This is a genomic window from Gillisia sp. Hel_I_86, from assembly GCF_007827275.1.
In the GTDB taxonomy this organism is placed as follows: Bacteria; Bacteroidota; Bacteroidia; order Flavobacteriales; family Flavobacteriaceae; genus Gillisia.
Map to the genome: position 1 here is coordinate 838054 of NZ_VISE01000001.1, position 20903 is coordinate 858956.

Here is a 20903-nt window from a genome sequence, read left to right on the forward strand (position 1 = left end):
AATCTCCCAAATATTTTCAAATCGGTTTAGGAATTACTTGCATCATTTTATATGGTATTAATTGCAGGGACTTTTATTTATATTAGATCCTTCCTGGTTAACATTTAAAATTTAATATCTCAAATACATGTTCCCAGTTATGGTATTCAATGTCAATGTACTGCTTACATCAGCGGTTTCTCCCGCTATTTTATGACCAACCATTCGGTCGGTTGAGGAAAATTTTAATTTCTCATCGGCATAGATATTGCCCTGGATGGTTTCTGCGGTCAAGCTTGCATTTTTTATTTTTAGATCGATCTCTCCGCTTATGGTGGTCAGGTTCAGGTTTCCCTTATAATGTTTGATATTGATATTTCCACTTATCAAATCGGCTGTGAAATCTCCCTCAATATTTTCCGAAGATAAGTGACCGCTAATACTGGAAACCTTGACCTTGGAACCTTTTGGCACATAAAGGATATAATTGAATTCATGCTTCGGGCTAACGTAAATATAGTTATCTCTTTGCTCGGTGTAATTCTTTTTGTGTTCCTTCTGGAAAGCTTCAAAAATTGGATGGGCATTGGATTTTATATTTATTTCTGAAGCCCCTTCGGAAACATCAAGGGTATACAAGTCTAAATATTTTGTATCACCTGTACTCAAATCAGCTTTGATGTAAACTGAAGGCTTTTCCCAGGTCTTTATCTCGATATTGGTTGCAAAATCAAGGTCGATATTTATCTCTTGATCTTTATAATCAATATTTTTTTCGATTGTTTTTTGGGCGTTCATTGTAAGGCCCAAGATCATCAGAATGGCTATTGCTATTGTGTTTTTCATGATGTTTGATTTATTTGTTATTGTTTTCTTAGATAAATATTGCCCGTTGCGGAGTTTAATCGGATTTTAACACCGCCTTTATTGATGACCCCTTGAACCTTTTGGGAAGAAACGGCTTTGAGCCCATCCTTATCCGGTATGCTCAGATCAAAGTTGGTGTAGATTTCTCCCATGGTGGAACTGAGGGATACATCTGCCGGGGTATTTCTCGGCAAGCTTATATCCACGTCCCCCGTGGCTGTTGAAATACTTATGGGTGATGATTGCTGTACCTTTGCAAATATTACTTCTATATTTCCGGTACTTGAATTTGCAGTAATGGGACCGGTCACATCTGTAAACTTGATATCGCCCACCACATTGGTGCTGGCTTCTATCTCCCCTGTAAACCCAGATATGGTTATATGGCTATAGATCCCGCTGCCCTTTACAGTGATGTTCGTGTTGGCAGGAAGGTATAAAGTCGCACCCTCATTCTCCCGTTTTCGAATATTTTTGACGATCAGTTCGCTGCCTTCCTTGGCAACATAAAATCCTGTTCCAGTATTATCGGTGCCACCTGATCCCACTAATTTTAATCCCTCTGCCTTGACCGGGACTTTCTTCATATCATTTGATTTAATCAAAAGCTTATTCTGACTTTTGGCTACGATATTTAAGGGAGTAGCAGATTCTATCTTTACCCATTCGATACCCTCGAGGGAGCGGGAATAATCGGTTTGTGCCTGAAACTGTATACTGATGAAGCACACGAAAAGGATACTCAATAATGATTTCATAATTGTTCTTTTTTATGTTTATATAATACTTGGAAGCAAGGATTTGATCTGTTCTTTTACAAAGGGTTCTGTATCTTTTTGATCCAGTAGTTGCTTCATTGGGTAAACTGCTTTTTTCTCTTGTAATTTTACCAGGGTGTGGATGAGTGTGATTTGGATATTCGGATCTTTTTCTGATTTTAATGTCTTGATAAGTGCCTCTCTAGCGGTTTTTGAGTTGGCAAAACCCGCAAGCGCATTTACAGCTGTTAAACGTACATTGGCATTCTCGTCATTCAACATTCTTTCGGTAAGAGCTTTAAGAATATCATCATCGGGTTTGCTGAATTCTTCCACATAATTGACCCCTTGTATGCGTTTGCTGGCAGATTTATTCTCCATCAGTGAAAGCATTGCAGTCTGCCTGATTCCGAGGTTTTTCTCCTTGAGCATGGCGATCTCCTTATTGGTTTCTATTGCTGTTTGATAACTGCCAAAAAAGTAACTCCCCACCAACAAGGCAATGCCAGCGGCAATTTTAAGCGCTTTTAGAGTCCAATTTATGGGAGTCTTCTTATGTATTGTTTTTGATTGGAAGGATTCACTGGACATTCGCTTTTCCTCATCTAGTAGTTTATGGAATCCCTCCCATAGGGTTTTATTGGGTGCTTCTGTCATTTCCGAATCGAATGCATGTAGCATTGTCTCATATTCCTCTAGTTCCTTGGCACAATTTGGGCAGTCGTTAAGATGTTGTTTTACATCTGCCTTTTGGTCGTTGGTCAGAAAACCTTCCAGATATTCCGGAATCAGATGCGTTATATGTTCGTTTTTCATGATTATAAATTTTCAAAGTAAATTGTTTTTAATTTTTTTAGTGCCCTGCACACCTTGGTCTTTACAGCTCCGGGTGTGCTATTCATTATTTCTGCCAGTTCGTTATATTTTATCTCCCGCAACCGGTTTAGTATCAAGAGCTCCCTGTCTGGAGCTTCCAACTTGTCAAGTGCCCTTTGAAGCTGGGTATAATCTTCTGGCTCTTCATCCGTCGTTTTAAACAATTTTTCATGTTGTTCGTCAAGGCTATCATGGAGCCCATTGTTTCTCTTGTAATACGTTTTTAAACTGTTGCGTGCAATGGTGAACATCCAGACTACAAATCGACCCTTGGCATAGGTGGTTCTATACTTCATGATCTTATAGAACACCTCTTGGGTCAGGTCTTCACTCAACATCCCGTCTCCCGTCATTTTATTTAAAAAGTTGAAAACATGCCGATGATGCCTTTCGAACAAGATTTTTAGTAGATCCAAGTCTCCTTCCGCAACCTGTTGCATGAGTTCTTCGTCGGTAATTCCCTCCAAGTGGTTTTCTTTAATGAGTCTTCAATTGTATATACCCTTAAAATTAGAAAAGGTTACATCACGTGACAATATTTTTTGAGAAAAGGCGAAAGAAATTTGTCGAATTGCATAGGGATCCATGGAGCATATGGATTTTTAACCCTAAAAACTGAAGTTTTATTAGCGTGAGAAGAGGTGAATAGAAAACCCTGAGGCAGAGCCGTCGGGGAATTTTTAGATTAAAATGGAAATGATTTCGTTTGAAAAATCAATACTGCACTTTTAGTATCGCTATCAGTATCAACATCTGTTGAAGCAATTAAAGAACAACAAATGAACCACTATGGACTACAAGTCCATAGTTTCGGCTCGTGACTAAAGTCACACATGCGGCTATTTCTCAATTATAAAATTGGTGCCATCCCCATCGTTGGGTTTTCGATGGTGCTCCAAATATTCATTGACCATCTCATCTGTAATATTCCCAGTGCTCCAGCACCCATAGCCTATCCCCCAAAAATGCCTGCCCCAATATCGTTTTTTTAACTCTGGGAATTCCTGCTGTAGCTTTCGTGAACTGCGTCCTTTCATTTGCTTTACAAGAGTGCTCATCGATAGTAATGGGCGATATTCTGCATGCATGTGAACGTGGTCTTGTGAAACTACCCCTTTCAATATCAATACATCTTCCGATTCACATATCTCTAGCAACAACGTCCTGCACCGTATTTGAAATCCCCTACTAGAACATCGTAGCGGTACTTGGTACTCCGAACTATATGGGCAGTTAATCTTGAAACGCTATGGCCATTTGTTCTCTGATCTGGCATAAACCCAAAGATAGGTCTTTTTAGAAGCTAAAGCGAAATGTACTAAAGTGCATAGTTTTAACTACTTTTTGAGACCAATAAAATATTACTGGGTTAATGATGGGTTAACGGAAAGGATTTTAGCTAGAAAAAGAAGAAACTGTGTTAAGTTTGGAATAGATTAAAGTATATGAAAACGAAGTTTTTTTGGTTGATAACGGTTTCAATAGTAGTATTTATTGCACTTTCGAGTATTCAGGGTTATTTGATTTACAATACCTATACCCTAAAGCGGAATGCTTTTATTGAACAAACTCGCGATCGAATTTCAAAAATCGATTATAACCAAGAGTTGGATTCGATATTGGATTCTTGGGGCGAGGAATTAAAAAATCAAATTGCCGATTACAAAAATGGACGAATTACCAAAAAGGAATTGCTCTACCGTATCAAATTAAAAGCTGATACGTTAAATGATCAATATTACCCTATTTACAAAAGCGAATTGCAAAACAGAAAGCTGGGATATGCGGTCAATTACAAGAAAAATATTAAAAGTATCGTGATTTTTGGGAAGGAAAACGATACTATTTTTCCGCTGAAACAAGCCGGGACCTTTCGAATATTTGGCGCCGATTTCCCCAATGATAAAGCAAATTCAGTGAGTGTTTCCCGTACTTTTTCCCAATATGAATTCATCAATCAAACCGCGGAAGAGATTATTACCCAACAATACAACCTGGAGATAAAAGCACAAGATTTGATGCAAATTATTGATGAAAAAAGTATTGTGTTCAAGCAGATGACGGGTCTTCTGGTGGGCTCTACAATCATTTTTTTGGCGATGGTGGGCTTATTTTATTATTCGTTGAAAACCCTTATAAAACAGAAAAAAATAAATACCATCAAAACAGACTTTATTAACAACATCACCCATGAACTCAAAACACCCTTGGCCACTTTGGGAATTGCGACCAAAGGATTGAAGGTCAAAGAAATTCAGAATGATCCCAAAGCAATTACCCATTCCCTAGCAATTATCGATCGGCAGAACGACCGCATCCAAAAACTGATCGACCAGGTCATGAGCAACAGCCTCCATGCTGAAAGTATCCCGTTGCAACGCACACAGGTCTTGGCACGTCCTTATTTGGAAGAAGTACTGGAAGATTTTAAAATGGGCTTACAGCATCGTAAGCTCACTTTAAAAACCGATTTTTTTCAAAAGGAAGTCCTGCTGCGATTGGACAAATTTTATTTTACCACCGCTTTGTTCAATTTGCTGGACAATGCTATAAAATACAGTGAAGAACCTATCGAAATCATGGTTAAGACAACCGTTGATAAAAACCAGTTTACAATTGCCATTCAAGACCAAGGAATAGGGATTTCAAAAATGGCACAAAAACACCTGTTCGATAAATTTTACCGCGTTCCACAAGGCGACGTTTACGTACAGAAAGGACTTGGCTTAGGTTTGTATTACACGCAACAAATTGTAAAAGCTCATCACGGGGAGATTTCAGTAGAAAGTGAACCGGGAAAAGGCAGTGCTTTTTTAATAAAAATCCCGTTGGACAGATGAAAAAGACACCTATTTTATTGGCAGAAGACGATGTGGATTTTGGAAGTATCCTCAAGCAATATTTGGAAGCACACCATTATAAAGTCACTTGGGCAAAAAATGGAAAAGAAGCATTGGAAATTTTTAAACAATCCCAAAAGAACCCTTTCGCCATGGGTGTATTGGACGTGATGATGCCACAACTAGATGGTTTCCAGTTGGCTGAAAAAATAATTGATATCGCTCCCGAAATGCCTTTTATATTCTTAACGGCCAGAAAGCTAAAGGAAGACAAAATAAAAGGGCTCAAACTGGGAGCTGATGATTATATCATCAAACCTTTTGATGCTGATATTTTGGTTTTGCGGCTGAACAATATCCTGCGGCGCACGCAAAACAGGGCACGCATAAAAAAACCTTCCAAAATCCAAATGGCCAGTTACAGCTTGGACACAAAAAATTACTGCTTGTTGCGTAATGGTAAGCTTCAAAAGATCACCGAAAAAGAAGCTGAATTGCTCCGTTATTTGTTCCATCATAAAAATCAGCTTTTAAAACGCGAGCAGATTTTGAATGCAATCTGGGAAAACGATGACTTTTTTTCTGGACGGAGTATGGATGTGTTCATCAGTCGTATCCGAAAACATTTAAAAGCAGACCCCAGCATTTGTATTGAAAGTACCCGGGGGATTGGACTCACCTTGCACATTGATGAAGAAAAGAAAAATAATTAACTAATAAATTTAATCCACTTAAATATTGAATCTTATGAAAGCAATTTTTTTAACTAGTTTATTGATGAGCCTGGGTACTTTAAGTTTTGCTCAACAAACTCCCAAGACTCCTACTTCTTCAACGACGGTAAGTACCTCTTCGAGCACCAGTAGTAATTACATTCGATCGGTTTCGAATAGCGATACAGATGAAGATGGAAACCTGTCAATTGCGATAAGTGAATCGGACAACTCCTATAAATTAAGTGCAAAATTTTCCTCGAAGAACGACAAGGCACTAAAAGATCTTTTGCTGAATGAGTTTGGAAAAGAAAATTTGGAAAAAGATGGTGATAAATGGGAATGGAAGTTGTCGAGCGCAGAAGATGATGTTTACAGCATCAAATTTTCTTCCGGAAAACTAAAAATGGAATTGGATAAAGAAGAGGCCGCAAATACGCTGATTGAAAAATTTGTACGTACCGGCAAAGAAATCAATCAATTGCTTTCTGGCGAAGAAGACCAAAAAGCGGAAGCCCTAAAACGCAGGGCGCAACACCTGCAAAGGGAAGCTCAACGAATGCAGCACGAGGCGGAACGCTTGGGTAAAAGCTCAAACAAGGAAGAGGTTAGCGCCCTAAAAATGAAGGCTGAAAGATTGCAGCAAAAAGTTGATAGTTTACAGAAGGAATTAAGGAAAATTAAGAAGAAACAGGAATAAATTTTTGAATTTGGCTTTACCCGCTTGACTTTTTAAAGTCAAGCGGTTTTTAAATTTCAGGTTTTAGAAAGAAAAATATCTATTCAGCTCATTCCTCTTTATTCCGGGAGAAGCACTTCATTTCAAAAGTTTTGGACACATCTTCACAGGTTGCATTGTCCATTCCACTTGTCGCTCATTCCGAAAAAAATTGGAAGACGGGTAAACTTCCTTCCCCGCTCCAACTTTAAAGACCATTCAGCTTTAGATTCGATGGAAATAATATGGCACATTTTAAATATTGGTATTGAAAAAAGTCTACAGTTGTTTTTGCCAATTATTTGATGTTCTTCATTTTGATTTTGTTCACCATTTTTTCGGCATTCCCATTGGTGCCTCCAAGGCTTATTGCTGTGTTATAGCTAGCTAATGCTAAATCATACTGTTCATTAATATAATAAGCCTCTCCTAAACTATCGAATGAATTTGCATTATTGGGAAATTCTGTGGTTGCCAACTTAAATATGTCTATTAATTCTTTTCTTTTTCCAGCCCTATAAAGTTCATAACCCAATTTGTTAAGTTCGTCCGGATCTTCAAAAGCGTATTCATCTGGTTGATTTTTCTTGAGCAAATAATATGATGCTACTCCTTTGGATACATCTTTCAGGCTCTCTTTTCTTATGGCTTGATAAATTGATTTTTCAGGAACTATATAAGGTTTCCCCAACATTATATCATGAATAGTATGCCCTAAATCCCAAACTCTATTTCTATGGTTGGATAATAGGATAATCGTAATATTATTTTTAAAGTCATTTAAAAAAATAGATTCAAACTTATAAGAAGTTCCATTGTGTCTTTGTAGTTTCTTTTCTTCAAAATATTCCCCAATGGATGAAGTTTTATCTTTTACATATGGATTTCTTAGTAGGGTATCAAAGGATTTTTGAGAGATCAAGACATTTGAGTTCATTGCTTCAATCCATTTGGATAAATCATTCATGTCTAACCATAACCAACCACTAATAAAATTCATTTCGGGACACTTTATATTATCAAAATCGTAACAGGATGTCCGGTTATCATAATTTTCTTTTGGATCAAATACCGAATTTGTCATTTTTAAAGGTCTAAGAATATTTTCAATAACAAATTCCTCAAACGATTGTCCGGTTACTTTTTCAATGATTCTTCGCTGTAAGAACACATTACTATTGTCATAGATAAAATCAGTTCCTGGTTTAAAAAGTAAGCTATCGTTATTTTTTAAAATATTCCAGGCCTCTTCATCGCTACCAGGGTTTAGTGGGTCGATTTGAGGTATTCCTCCTGCATAATTTAGTAGATGTCTTACGGTAACTTTTTCTGACCAATTTGGTAATCCAAAATTAAAGTTAGAAATAGTGTCATCTAGGTTTAGAAGACCACGTTCATTAAGCATCATTATTGCGACACCATTAAACTCCTTTGCAATAGAACCGATATTAAAAATTGATTTATCATTTAATTTAATTTGTTGGGTGCCATCTGTATAACCAAAAGATTTTTGATAAATAATATTATCCTTTTTTACAACAAGAACATTTCCATTAAAAAGGTCTCTCTCGTATGATTTTGTTATTAGAGAATCGATTTGCTTGACATATCTAGCCTCATTTTGGTTTTCTGTAAGTTGAGCTTTACATCCAAGAATTGATAGTGCAATTATTAAAAAACTTATTCCTCTAGTAATAATAAATAGTCTCATGAATCTCTTATTTTCTTTAAAGACTTATTAAATATTTAAATATTACATTTTTCCTATTAGTTATTAGTGGTTGCATCATTCTAGATAAATAATTTTAAAAATAAAGGATACGAAATAAAAGGACTTTTTTAATGCACAATAACAACATATAGTAGTTGAAACTACGTATAAAACCTAGTGGTAAGTTCATTTTTTATGGCATTATAATTTTAAAATTTGACTGTCCTAGCAAATGAAAATATGATAATTATTGCAAACACCTTGTTTAACTATGTATTTTGTATTAGGTTTGTGAAATGAACGAAGAGTTTGTACATAAATGGAAATCACAGGTCAAGAAAGGAACCTTGGCTTTTATCGTATTAAATGTTCTTGGAGACAATGAATTTTATGGCTATGAACTCATTGAACAGGTTCGGAAGAACACGGCTATTGAAATTGCTGAAGGTACGCTGTACCCCTTGATGAACAGGCTCAAGAATGAAAACCTTGTTACATCGAAGTGGGTAGAACAGGATTCGGGCATACCCAGAAAATACTACACCCTTACCCCTACCGGGGAAGAAACTTTGAAACAGATGAGAATCTTCTGGGAAACCCTTGAAGTCTCAATCAAAAAGATATTAAAATGAAAGTACTGGGTTTTCAACAGTCGGCATCACAAAAAATTTACACCGATTACATCAACCGGATTAAGCGCACCACTACCACCTTGGCTAAAGAGGATCGGCAAGATGTGCTTATGGAATTCAACAGCCATATATACGAGGGAATGCAAAGACATTCTGGTGATAATGAAGTAGATAATTTATTGAACGTGATTGAAAACCTCGGCGCTCCAGAAGAAGTTTTAAAACCTTTAGTGGCCGAAAAAAAGCTTCAACAGGCCACAAAGACTTTTAATCCGGTACATGTGTTTAAAGCCTTGGTGTTAAATATAACCAATGGCCTTGCTTACATAGTATTTGCTTTTCTATATATTATGCTGTTTGGTTTTTTGTTCGTGATCGGGGCTAAAATATTTAACCCAGATAAGGTTGGATTGTTTTTTAAAGAAGGTGCTTTTTTTGTATTGGGATCAATAAATTCAGAATCCAGACAAACTCAGGGAGTTGAAGAGGTATTGGGAAATTGGTTTATTCCCGTAATGAGCCTTGTTACAATTATTTTGTACGTACTAATTACCTTGCTGCTCCGCCTAAAGAGAAGAGGACGAACATAATCCATTTTTTTGAATTTATACATCGTTATGCTATGTTACGGGTTATACAATGCTTTAATTAGTTGAACTATTAGAATCTTTTGAGGGGTAAAGAAATAATATTGAGACAGAATCTTGAAAACTAATAAATAAAATATCCTCACCATTTTTAATTTAATACTTGTTATGAAAACTTATCTGCTATTTACAATTATTAGTGTTCTTACTTTCATTAATCATTTACAAGCACAAACTGTTTCTCATGAAGGACTTCAAGATTCTATCAACAAAATTACAAAGAAGAAAAACATTCCAGGATTTTTTGTTACGGTAGTTTCAGCAGACTCCCTTCTTTGGCAACAGGCTCTGGGATACAAAGATATTTCTACTCACAGCAATGTGGACTCCCAGACGTTGTTCAGGATTGGTTCAGTTTCGAAAAGCTTTACAGCGCTTGCAGTTATGAAACTTGTGGAAGAAAATAAATTGAGCCTAAATGATGAACTAAAAGATATTGCTCCTGAAATCCCCTTTGAAAATAAATGGGAGGAAAAATATCCCGTGAAAATAAAACATTTGTTGGAGCACAAAGCTGGATTCGATGATATGCACTTTTCTGTATTTGCAATAGAACCCAAACCCGGTATGACTGCACATGAGGAAGTGGATATTTATAAAAAATCTTTTCGAAGTCGATGGAAGCCGGGCCTTGTTCATTCCTATTCCAATCCGTCTTATGTGATTCTGGGTTATCTAATAGAAAAAATTAGCGGTCAGCCATACCAAGAATACATTCGAAACAAGGTCCTGCTCCCGCTAAACATGAATAATACCCAATATCTTAGTGAAAACGGACGCAATGTACCATCTTCTCAATTTGCAAAGGGCTATAACGGGAATAACCGATTGGTTAACAGTGGCTATTTAGCAGGCGAAGCTGTAGGCGGCCTGCTTAGCAATGCAGAGGATTTGTCCCGGTTTTTGCAATACATGCTGAGCGAAGAAATGCAGGATTGTATTCCGCTGATTGGAAGAAATGGAGTGAAAGAAATGGAGAAACTGCATGGATGGTTCGAAAACACCAACCATATTGAAGACGGCTACAGACTGGGGCTTTATACACGTGAATTTGGGAAAAATGATCACCAATTCCTGGGACATAATGGCTACATCAATGGCTTTACTACCGATTTTATCTATGACCGGGACCTAAATATAGGTATTGCGATCAGCAATAACAGGGGTGCCGGAAATGGTGAAATATTAGATATTTTGATAGATCATTTTGCTGAGGAAAATTCTGCCGAAAAAGTGTGTGCTCCGATTGCGCAGGAGATTCCAAATGACTTTAAAGCCTGGGAGGGAGAGTATCGTATTTTAAATTCCCGAAATGAAATTTTCAGTTTGTTCAATTATCCATTTCATATATTAAAACTGGAGAAAGAAGGAGATTCAATCTCAATCAAGAGGTTAGGAAGTGAAGAAAATTATAGCCGGTGCGGTGGCAATTCTTTCATTGGAACTGGAGAAGTTAATCCTTCCGTTTTTCTTACTATGAATGGCGATGAAAAATCGCTTTATTATTACGAAGATGTGCTGGTACCAGTTAGTAGCACATGGATTTTTATTTTAAGGCTCGTATTGGTCTTAAGTATATTTGCTGGTTTTGCGATAACTGCTGTGTTTCTATTTCGGCTGATCATCTTTGCTTTTAAAAGAACTCGGAAGAAACAACGTCTTTATAGGACATTTATCTTGGCATTGCCTTATTGGCTCATCTTTTCTTCCCTGATCGTTTTTCTGTTAAATTCTTCTCTTAATAGTCTGGAAAAACTGGGTAGCATCAGTATACTTTCTGTATTTATTTTTATCACTTCGTTATTGGCACCAATATTTCTTTTTGTAGCGGCCTACGTTCTATACAAAAATTGGCAGGGTCTTAACGGTATAGGAAAAGTGCTAAATGGGTGGTTTATAATAGGATCTACTATAATTATCTCGTACTGTGCTTTTCATGGGTGGTTTGCAGTAATGCTCTGGAGTTACTAAAGAATCTGTGGTTGGAATTAAAGATATAATCCAGGGTTGGATTTATAAAGCACGCTATAAAGTTCCGCACGACGCACAAAAAAACAATTATTCCACAGGAAAGCTTGGATAAGAAGCTGTTCAACTAAATATACGAAATGGCTGAAGCTCTAAAGGTTTATCCAGTAACTTAAACTGGTCTTATATTTCTAGTACTTAAAAAAGAAATTATTTAATGATTAAGATACCATCCCATTCAACCCATTGCCCTGCTCCCAACAGTTCGAAGCCGAAAAGCCTCATTTCGAAAAAAGTGCTTCAATCAAGAACCTCGGGGCAAGCCCACGAGGTATGCATTGGAAAATAATTTTAAAAATTCGAGGCAAGCCTCGAGGAATTAAACTCCTCAATGAGGGATTAAAAGGTTTTGGACAGGGCCACAAAAATTCTAATTTCCATCTTCGGAAACAAACTGCTTTAAATCTTGCTTCTAGAGAATAATCCATTTTATAAGCCTGTTCAGTATTTTGACGCCTTTCGAAAAAGCATCGCATTATCTTTTAATTTGAAATGTTAAAATATAATAGCAACTCAAAGGAATTGGGCTTATACCAAAGTTTAAAAGTCATTTTCAATAACTTCTTTTCTAATAACAGGATTTGGAATTACGTATTGCCCCAAAATAGGTTGACAAAAAATCAAACCTTTTAGCACTCTATTCTGTTGAAACACGAAGAATACCCTGCCTAAAAATTTCTCCAAATGGATAGGCTTTTACCTCAATCTTGCCATACAATCATTCCTCAAAAATTATATAGCATATAAGTTAACTCTACGAACCATATACATTTACAGTCGCTAAGCCTGCGCAGCGTCAAAACCATAAAGAACAGGTCTCTGCCAACGCAAGCCGCATAGCGAAAAGGTCGAGTAGGTAAAGGGGAATTGCACCCCTAAACCTCTCTCAGAACCGTACGTGATGCTCTCACATCATACGGCTCTTCTTAACAAGTCTAAGGCGTAAAACCATATTGCCAATGCACAAATAGATTGGGAAACTGCTTGGCAGTCTCCTGTAACCATTTGTAGGCAAAGAACCAATGTTTACGCCTAAATCGCCGATATTTGTTGCGTACCCATTTAGCCAGTCGCATATTCAAAAAGCGGAACACATAATGTAGTTCGCTCATTCGCACCTTGCCGTAATAATGAATCCACCCTCGTACTTTGTTCGCTATAATGCCTGCCAAATCGGGCAGGCGCAAGTGAACCATACGGTGCAGTTTCATCTTGAACAAGGTTTGATTGATTCGCTTTTGACTTTGGCGGCTGATGGCGGGCGTGAAACCCAAATGAAAGTTCCCGTAGTAGCCCTTTACCATTCTTGGTTTGAATGTAAAACCTAAAAAACTGAAGGTTACATAGTGGACCTTGAACGGTGGGTGCTTCTTTTGGTTGCGCTTGCAATAAACAATATTGCTCTTGCCTTTCTTTATCTGCAACTTGCATTGCTCAAATCTGGCTTTTACCGCTTCCAAAGTCCGCAGGGCTTGTTTGAAGTTTGCACAATGGATGATAATATCATCTGCATATCGTTCAAACTTTACTTCGGGATGGTGCTGTTCAATCCATTTGTCAAAAACAACGTCTAGGAAAATGTTTGCCAATAATGGGCTTATAACACCTCCCTGTGGTGTGCCTTTGCTACGGGGATGAACACTCCCATCTTTCTTTTGGACACTGGCTTTTAACCAACGTGTCACGTACAAGTGAATGTGCTTCTCTTTGGTAAAGTGACCCAATGCTTTGAGCATTAAATCGTGGTCTATCTCATCAAAAAAACTCTTGATGTCCAAATCTATTGCCCAATCCATCGCCATACAGTTTTCCCTGCATTGCTTTATGGCTTGGTGCGCCGATTTGTTCGGTCGATAGCCAAAGGAACTTTTGCTGAACCGCTTATCTGCAAGCTGCTCCAGCTCCTCTCTAATTACCATTTGAGCCGTTCGGTCTTGTACCGTCGGGATGCCCAGTTTCCGCATCCTGCCATCTGCTTTGGGTATTTCTACTTCGCGAACGGGCTTGGGAAAGTAACTTCCACTCGCTAACCTGTTCCATACGGGATAAAGGTATTTCATAGGGCGAGCGGACACTTCGGAAATCGATACTTTATCGACACCCGATGCACCCTTGTTACTGCGTACCTTCTTAAAGGCTTCCATTACCTGTCGCTTATCTATCGGTTGCGACTTTTGTTTCTCTTTGAAAATCATCCTAATCTACATTAGTTGTAATACAAGTTAAAACTGTTAAGTCAGCCCCTTCGCTCCCATCCCATTACAGGATGCTCATCGCTACTACGGGATAATCCGTCACTAATGGCACGTATGGCTAATTTCTTCCTTGCCCTTCGGGGTTGTGGAATTTTCGCACCTGCCATTAGCTTCTCCTGTTCCGTAATTGAGCCGTAAGTAAAGCTCCTGCCCTCTTTATGCCGATTGCCACTTGACCAGTAAATAGGTTACTCCCGTCAAGTCCTGTCTCTCGGGACCGCCCATCCCTCGATTTTGACAATACTAAAGTTGTTTACGACACTTCTACAAGGGTTCACTCACATCTCGTTCAGCTTCTTTACCCCCACCATAGCAAACTACATTACCCTACAAGTGGCAGTAGCGCCTTTGACCTTATCGCTCAAGACCAACCCGTGAAAGGTAAGCCCCATAAGGCGGTTTGACCGGTATGCCTAAACATCCCAGCCGAGAGACCAATCCCCAAAACCTTCTTGCGTGTTTCCACCCGAAACAAATGCCGGGGTCGTTTCCAGAAAATTATGAGACTCTCATCTCAATTACAGTTTTGTTGCTCCTCAATTTTACTTAAATTGTATCCCGAAGCAACACAGGACACACAACGTTTTACAACATCGTTTAACAGCAAATAGCGGGCATTCCGGTGAAAAGTGTTATTTTAGAGACCAAGTAGAAAACAACTAAGCCGACAAGTTCACGTCCCTTATTTTGCAACTTGCGAACCAAGACAATTAGCTGTGATTTTTAATGAATATTTGAAAAAAAGTAAAGTAAATGAAAAAAATTCAAGTTGGATTTTTAATGTTTTACGACTAAGTACATGACAAAAATTGCCATAGGTTAATATTCAATTCGTTATATCCTGTAAGCAATACCCTGGAGAGGTAATCAAGTCCATATTTACAAACACTAAGGGCCCTCCTTCCGTGTTTTTTGATCCTAATGGGCCGAATCTCATTATCGATAAAATCCCCTATCTTGTAGCACCAGACAAAGGCAATCATAACCAACAGCATCAATTTTTCCAGTCGATCCAAGGCAATCACATGGGTGTCCTCGATGTTGAACCCACTGGATTTCAATCCTCGAAAGAGCGTTTCCACTTGCCAGCACTTCCCATAATATTCCAAAGCTTGGTCGGGTTGGTTAAAGCAGACCAGGATGAGGTACTCTATTTTACCATCCTTTATTGTTCTGGTCCCCGAGAGATAGCACAACTGGCCGTACATCTTGACGATCCCCTGATAATGTCCCAGCTCACCAACTTTCAGGTTATTAAACAGGTGCCAGGCTGTGACCTGTTTTTGCCGTATTAGAGAGAACACCTTAAAATTGTTCCGTATCCTGATATGGTACCTGATATTTTACCGGTTTAAAAAACCCAACCAGTCCCCTCCTACAAACTCCCGGTCGGCCAACAGACAGTCGATACGTTCTGGGCCAAACCACGCTATAAAATCCTTCACCAGTGCAATGCGTTCAAGCGTATTGGAGTTCCCCCGCTTATCCAACATACGGAACATCAAAGGAAAGGCCACATTCTTGTAACAGGCCCCCAGCATTCATATGTTGATGTTGCTCTGTCCAAACTTCCAGTTGGTCCGGTCCATCACCAGAACAAGGGCCCCTTTCTGGGGCAACAAGGCAAAGATCAACTTGGCCACCCACTCCATGGGCAATGCTGCACCGGACATAAAGCGCTGGATCCGCCCATAATTGCTTAAAGCATTGACCTGGGTATCGAAACCAGCCGATAGCTTGGAATAATTCACAGACTTTATCTTGCACAGGGCCGTTATGAAATGACAGATTAGTCGGATCCTGGCCAAGTTCAGAAAGCCTCCAAAATGGGCTTTAAATAGTATCAATAATTGCGTATCTCCGTTATGGAGACTGGTATTCTTTTTTAAAGGCATTACGTGGTTGTTTTACCTTTAAAATACTGAACATCAGTCTTTTGTTATAATTTCTACCTCCTTGTTTTACGGGTTTTCAGCTGTTTATTATTTTTTGTCATGTACTAAAAAAACTCGGTTAAAGGCAGCTTCAGATTGACAACTTACTTCCGCCGCTATTTCTCCAACCGATTTATCACTTTCAATCAACAGTTCTTTGGCTTGTAAAAGCCTCCATTGTGATCAAGAACCTCGGGGCAAGCCCACGAGGTATGCCTTGGAAAATAATTTTAAAAATTCGAGGCAACCTTTGGGAATTAAACCCTCAATGAGGGATTAAATAAAGTCAATTTCTGCCTATTTATTCTATTTTTCCCCTATAATACTCCAGAATCTTTATTCTGATAAGAAATTCATATTTGGCATTGGTCTGGTTGATCATGGAACGGTCAAGGTTGTTTTTGCTGATGATGTATTCAACGATATTGGAAACCCCATCGGTAAACCTAATTTCGTTTACTTCGTAAGAATGTTCATAGGCCCGTACCTGGTCCCGGAGAACAAAATAGTTTTCGTAAGCAGCTTCCATATCGCTATAAGCTAGTTTGATCGCTTGGAAATATTCATTTTTTGTGTTCTCCAATTGAAGCTTGGCATCTTCCATCTGGATTTTCTTCAAAGCGACCGATCTTTTCCCCCGAAAACCATTAAAAATTGGAACATCCATGCTTATTCCAGCCACAGAGCTAAGGTTATTGTCTAACTGATCAAAATACGAAATGTCCTGCTGTGAAAACTGACTTTCATTGGCAAGGACCGGATAGGCAATCTCGTTAATACTAATAAACCCCCCCGTTTCCAGCACCTGAGTTCCGGTTTCATTCAACAAACTTGCCAAACTGGAATAATTGGTGTTCAATTGTGCAAAAAGGGAAATATCTGGCACAAATATAGATCTGGCAACCGCTATATCTTCTTTTGTTGCTTTTATGCGTAAACGTTGCCCATCAAAAACCTGTAGGTTTTCAAGGGATTCTAAATAGATTTCTTCCGCAGAAAGTTCATGTTTTTTTATTTCAGCCAGTGCATGAAATTCCGTAACCTTGACTTCAGTGTCCACATTTAGCAGTTGTGCGAGATTTAGTTGTGATTGTTGCATATTGTTTTTTGCTGCAATCACTGCCGACTGATCATTGTTTAACTGTCCTTTAATATCGGTATAATCGGCCGGGTTCCCAGCTCCCTCATCGTTCAGGCTTTTAATGCGATTTGTTTGCTTAATGGTGCTTTCAAGTCGTAATTTTGTGAGTTCCCACAAATCGCGGGTGTTCAAAACCTGAAAATAAGCTAGAGTAACATCCAGTATTAGCTGTTGCTTTGTCGCTTCCTTTTCAGCCTGGGCCGCTTCCATGTTGTACCGGTCCCGTTGAATGCTGTTTCTTAGTTCAAATCCGTTAAATATTGGGGCATTTAGACGTAATCCGGCATTGCTGTAACTAAATTGCTGATCAATCACATCGTTGGTGTACGGATCTATACTTCTTCCTTTATTCACGGCATAACTATAGCTACCATTGATTGCTGGGAGCACCCTAGATTTGGTTCCTCGGAAATTAAGTCTTTCTGTTTTGGCCTGTAGATAAGATCGCTTTAAATTGATGTTGTTGTCCAAGGCTATCTGAATACATTCTTCCAAGGAAAGCCCTTGATTTTTTGTGTTCTGGGCATTTAAACTGGTGGTGATCAATACTAGTATAATGATGATTTTTTTCAAAATGATGATTTTTAAGAATGTTTGACACTTCCATCCAATAAGTTGATGGTACGGGAACCATATTTGGCGTTGCTTTTAGAATGTGTAGCCTGGATAATGGTCACTCCTTCACTGTTCAACTCTTTAAAAAGATGCATGATCTCATCACTTTGCTTGGAGTTGAGGTTTCCGGTTGGTTCATCGGCCAGAATGAGCTGAGGTTTGATAATCAATGCCCGTGCAATACCAACAAGTTGCTGTTGCCCCCCACTTAATTGATGCGGAAAAAGGTCTTTCTTTCCCACCATATTAAAGCGGTCCAGGATATCTGCCACCAATGCTTTCCGTTCTGAACTTTTCACTTTTTTGTAAAGCAGCGGGGTTTCGATATTCTCATAAACAGTGAGGTCATCAAGCAAATGATAAGCCTGGAAAATAAAACCGATATTCTGATTGAAAATCCCTGTCCTTTTTTTCGAACTGAGGTCATGGATGGCTTCGTCTTCAAAATAATATTCTCCTTCATTAAATTCGTCGAGCATGGCGATAACATTAAGCAATGTGGATTTTCCGGAACCCGATGGACCCATGATAGAGAGAAATTCTCCTTTTTCGACATTCAGGCTTAAATCGTTGAGCAAAAAAATTCTTCTTCCGCCCGATTTTACCCATTTATAGATGTGTTCTAATTTTAGCATATATTTTATATTTATTTATGTCAAGCTGAATTTGTTTCAGCTTCATTTTTTAATTTTCTTAGTTCTCCCCCTTCGGGGGAGATGCCCAAAGGGCAGAGGGGGCTTATTCTGTTTTCAAACTTTTTATTGGATTTACACTGGCTGCCCTAAAACTCTTAATACCAATGGTTAAAAATGCAATTCCAAGAGTAATGATCGCGGCCAGCAAAAATAACCACCAGTGGATCTGGATACGATAGGCGAAATCCTGAAGCCATTTGTTCATGAGATAATAACTTAAGGGAAACGCGATCAGAAATGAAATCCCTACCAGTTTGATAAAATCTTTTGACAATAATGTTACGATCTGCGTAGCCGAAGAGCCCAACACTTTCCTGATCCCTATTTCCTTAAAACGCTGTTCTGCCGTAAAGGTCACGAGCCCGAATAGTCCTAAGCAGGCAACTATAATCGTGAGAATGGCAAAAAGAGTAAGGATAGTTCCCATTTTACGTTCCTTGAGATACGTGTGATTGAAGGAATCGTCCAGAATACTATAGTTTAAAGCTTCTTTAGGATTATAACTGTTCCAATCTTCATCTAGGTTTTGGATAATGCCAGACATATCGGCAACTTTAGACCTGATGATCATTCCGCCATAAGGATTTTTCTTCAGGATAAGCGGTTCAATTTCCTGGTGCAGCGATTTAAAATTGAAATTTTTTATTACCCCTATAACGGTTATATCCTTTAAACCTTCATTGGTATCCCGCTGAAAAATCTTGCCAATGGCGTCTTTGCCTATGCCAAGAACTTCGGCAGCTTTTTCATTCACAATAACCTTATCGCTTTCATCACCAAATTCTTTGAAAAAATTCCTGCCCTGCAGCAGTTCCATGCCCATTGTGGGAATGTAATTTTCATCTACATTATAAAAGAACATCCGGCGCTGGAAGTCCCCATTCAAAAAAATCCCACCTACCTCATTATCACTTTCACCCGCAGGAACAAATGCGGAATGGGTTAGGTTTTCAATACGAGGATCCCTTTTTATCCTATCTATAAAATTATCTTCGTTATTTTCCAGTAAATAGGTATTTCGAACAACCAGAAGCTGATCTTTGTTATAGCCTATGTCCTTGTTCTGAATATAGTTCATCTGCTCCTTCACTACCAAGGTGGCGAGAATGAGCCCGGTAGAGACCACGAACTGAAAAATCACCAAACCACTACGAATCCCAGAACTTTTTCCGCTGCCCGAAAATTTCGACTTTAGAGCGTTTAACGGGTTAAAAGAGGAGAGGTAAAATGCAGGATATGCTCCCGCGAAAATGGTGATAAGAAAGATAAGTCCCAATAAGGCTAAAATATAGACCGGTTTTAAAAGCATTGCAAATTCTATTTCCTTTCCCGCTAATTGATTGAAAAAAGGCAGTGCAATCGAGAAAAGAGCGATAGCCAGAAAAGTGGTGATCAGCGTTGAAACGAAAGCTTCTGATAAAAACTGATAAATAAGTTGCTTTTTATTGGATCCCAAGACTTTGCGGATGCCGACTTCTTTAGATCTTTTGGAAGCAGAGGCCGTTGCGAGGTTCATAAAGTTGATACAGGCAATCACCAGCATAAAAAATGCCACGGCACTAAAAATATAGATGTACTTGATATCCCCGCCCTGTTCCAAAGTAGTGGCATCAGAGAAATCAGAATATAGATGAATATGGGTGAGTGGCTGAAGGAAAAGTCCCAGACTGTTGTCTTTTTGAAATTCTTCGTAAGAGGTACCAATCGCATCCATCATCTGCGGACCCATATATTTTTTGTTGATCTCGGGGAGTTTGGCTTCAACCGAACCAATATCGGTTCCTTTTTTGAGCACCAAATAAGTGAAAAAATCAGATTGCATCCAGGAGGTATTTTTGGCTGGCGCATAACCTAAAGTAGAAACGAGCATATCAAAATGAAAATGTGAGTTTTTGGGAATATCTTCCATCACCCCAGAAACAGTTAGCTTTTCATCCCTATTTGTAACGGTAATCGTCTTTCCAACAGGATCTGAATCCCCAAAAATATTCCTGGCCAAAGATTCTGAAATAACTACCGAATTTGGTTCATTCAATGGGGTATTTTTATTTCCCTGAATGATAGGCAGTGTAAAAACATCGAAAAAATTGGGATCTACATACGCCAGACTATTCTGGCCGTAATAAGATCCGTTGAATTCAATTCTGTTGTTAAAAGATTTTGCCAGTCGGGTGGCGTCTATCACTTCGGGAAGATCATTTTTGAGGGTTTGTGCAACGGGAGCCATTACCACGGCCTCTTTTATCGCTTCGTTTTTGATATTCGCCTTAAAAACCACCCGGACTATCTGGTCTGCCTTTACGTTAAACTTATCGTAGCTCAGTTCATTTACCACATAGAGCATCATCATAATACACGAGGCAATTCCCAGGGCAAGCCCCATAATATTGATGGAAAAAGTGCCTTTGTTCTTAATGATATTCCGCCAGCCCGTTTTTAAATAATTCTTGATCATTATTTCATTTTTTATTCCCCCTTCGGGGGTTAGGGGGCT

Annotated in this window: 18 protein-coding genes and 1 pseudogene; 6 read left to right on the plus strand and 13 right to left on the minus strand. The window is 38.6% G+C overall.

Annotated features, from left to right (window positions below; genetic code table 11):
* Positions 1 to 111 precede the first annotated feature (111 nt).
* The 5 genes and pseudogenes from JM83_RS03720 to tnpA form a co-directional block, all read right to left on the minus strand.
* Entirely contained in the window at positions 112 to 825 is a 714-nt protein-coding gene (locus JM83_RS03720; protein WP_144959487.1) for a hypothetical protein, read from the minus strand.
* Positions 826 to 842: 17 nt separating this feature from the next.
* On the minus strand, positions 843 to 1604 hold the full coding sequence (locus JM83_RS03725) for a DUF4097 family beta strand repeat-containing protein (protein WP_144959489.1): 762 nt from the start codon (positions 1602 to 1604) through the stop codon (positions 843 to 845).
* 18 nt (positions 1605 to 1622) lie between these two features.
* Positions 1623 to 2420 carry a HEAT repeat domain-containing protein gene (locus tag JM83_RS03730; RefSeq protein ID WP_144959491.1) on the minus strand — a complete coding sequence of 266 codons (798 nt, stop codon included), beginning with the start codon at positions 2418 to 2420 and terminating at the stop codon, positions 1623 to 1625.
* Between the two features lie 2 nt (positions 2421 to 2422).
* On the minus strand, positions 2423 to 2947 hold the full coding sequence (locus JM83_RS03735) for an RNA polymerase sigma factor (RefSeq protein WP_144959493.1): 525 nt from the start codon (positions 2945 to 2947) through the stop codon (positions 2423 to 2425).
* Between the two features lie 372 nt (positions 2948 to 3319).
* A pseudogene (tnpA, locus tag JM83_RS03740) lies at positions 3320 to 3756 on the minus strand (IS200/IS605 family transposase).
* Positions 3757 to 3925: 169 nt separating this feature from the next.
* Between tnpA and JM83_RS03745 the strand changes: the two are divergent.
* Genes JM83_RS03745 through JM83_RS03755 form a run of 3 tightly spaced genes read left to right on the plus strand, consistent with a single transcriptional unit; the run spans position 3926 to position 6733 of the window.
* Entirely contained in the window at positions 3926 to 5320 is a 1395-nt protein-coding gene (locus tag JM83_RS03745) for a sensor histidine kinase (protein WP_144959495.1), read from the plus strand.
* The gene (locus tag JM83_RS03750) at positions 5317 to 6033 is read left to right on the plus strand and encodes a response regulator transcription factor (protein ID WP_144959497.1); all 717 of its coding nucleotides are present in this window, start codon (positions 5317 to 5319) and stop codon (positions 6031 to 6033) included. Before JM83_RS03745 ends, JM83_RS03750 begins: the two co-directional genes overlap by 4 nt.
* A 34-nt stretch (positions 6034 to 6067) precedes the next feature.
* A complete protein-coding gene (locus JM83_RS03755) occupies positions 6068 to 6733 on the plus strand; it encodes a hypothetical protein (RefSeq protein ID WP_144959499.1) in 666 nt (221 codons plus the stop codon).
* 316 nt (positions 6734 to 7049) lie between these two features.
* On the opposite strand, the gene JM83_RS03760 is transcribed toward JM83_RS03755, so the two are convergent.
* On the minus strand, positions 7050 to 8462 hold the full coding sequence (locus JM83_RS03760) for a serine hydrolase (protein ID WP_144959501.1): 1413 nt from the start codon (positions 8460 to 8462) through the stop codon (positions 7050 to 7052).
* Positions 8463 to 8758: 296 nt separating this feature from the next.
* On the opposite strand from JM83_RS03760, the gene JM83_RS03765 reads away from it, so the two are divergent.
* The 3 genes from JM83_RS03765 (at position 8759) to JM83_RS03775 (ending at position 11712) form a co-directional block, all read left to right on the plus strand.
* The gene (locus tag JM83_RS03765) at positions 8759 to 9094 is read left to right on the plus strand and encodes a PadR family transcriptional regulator (protein WP_144959503.1); all 336 of its coding nucleotides are present in this window, start codon (positions 8759 to 8761) and stop codon (positions 9092 to 9094) included.
* Entirely contained in the window at positions 9091 to 9684 is a 594-nt protein-coding gene (locus JM83_RS03770; RefSeq protein WP_222430208.1) for an HAAS signaling domain-containing protein, read from the plus strand. The genes JM83_RS03765 and JM83_RS03770 overlap by 4 nt, the downstream gene beginning before the upstream one ends.
* Before the next feature lie 165 nt (positions 9685 to 9849).
* Positions 9850 to 11712: a serine hydrolase domain-containing protein gene (locus JM83_RS03775; protein WP_144959507.1), complete on the plus strand. Its 1863-nt coding sequence runs from the start codon at positions 9850 to 9852 to the stop codon at positions 11710 to 11712.
* 992 nt (positions 11713 to 12704) lie between these two features.
* Here the strand turns inward: JM83_RS03775 and ltrA are convergent.
* The 7 genes from ltrA to JM83_RS03805 form a co-directional block, all read right to left on the minus strand.
* Entirely contained in the window at positions 12705 to 13964 is a 1260-nt protein-coding gene (gene ltrA, locus JM83_RS03780; RefSeq protein ID WP_144959509.1) for a group II intron reverse transcriptase/maturase, read from the minus strand.
* A 41-nt stretch (positions 13965 to 14005) separates the two neighbouring features.
* The gene (locus tag JM83_RS19355; protein WP_261376330.1) at positions 14006 to 14131 is read right to left on the minus strand and encodes a hypothetical protein; all 126 of its coding nucleotides are present in this window, start codon (positions 14129 to 14131) and stop codon (positions 14006 to 14008) included.
* A 684-nt stretch (positions 14132 to 14815) separates the two neighbouring features.
* Positions 14816 to 15364 (minus strand): transposase, encoded by a 549-nt coding sequence (locus tag JM83_RS03785; protein WP_144959511.1) that lies wholly within the window; start codon positions 15362 to 15364, stop codon positions 14816 to 14818.
* A gap of 201 nt (positions 15365 to 15565) precedes the next feature.
* The gene (locus tag JM83_RS03790) at positions 15566 to 15919 is read right to left on the minus strand and encodes a hypothetical protein (protein ID WP_144959513.1); all 354 of its coding nucleotides are present in this window, start codon (positions 15917 to 15919) and stop codon (positions 15566 to 15568) included.
* A 340-nt stretch (positions 15920 to 16259) separates the two neighbouring features.
* Positions 16260 to 17672: a TolC family protein gene (locus JM83_RS03795; protein WP_261376332.1), complete on the minus strand. Its 1413-nt coding sequence runs from the start codon at positions 17670 to 17672 to the stop codon at positions 16260 to 16262.
* An 11-nt stretch (positions 17673 to 17683) separates the two neighbouring features.
* Positions 17684 to 18349: an ABC transporter ATP-binding protein gene (locus tag JM83_RS03800; protein WP_144959517.1), complete on the minus strand. Its 666-nt coding sequence runs from the start codon at positions 18347 to 18349 to the stop codon at positions 17684 to 17686.
* A gap of 103 nt (positions 18350 to 18452) precedes the next feature.
* Positions 18453 to 20864: an ABC transporter permease gene (locus tag JM83_RS03805; RefSeq protein ID WP_144959519.1), complete on the minus strand. Its 2412-nt coding sequence runs from the start codon at positions 20862 to 20864 to the stop codon at positions 18453 to 18455.
* Positions 20865 to 20903 lie beyond the last annotated feature (39 nt).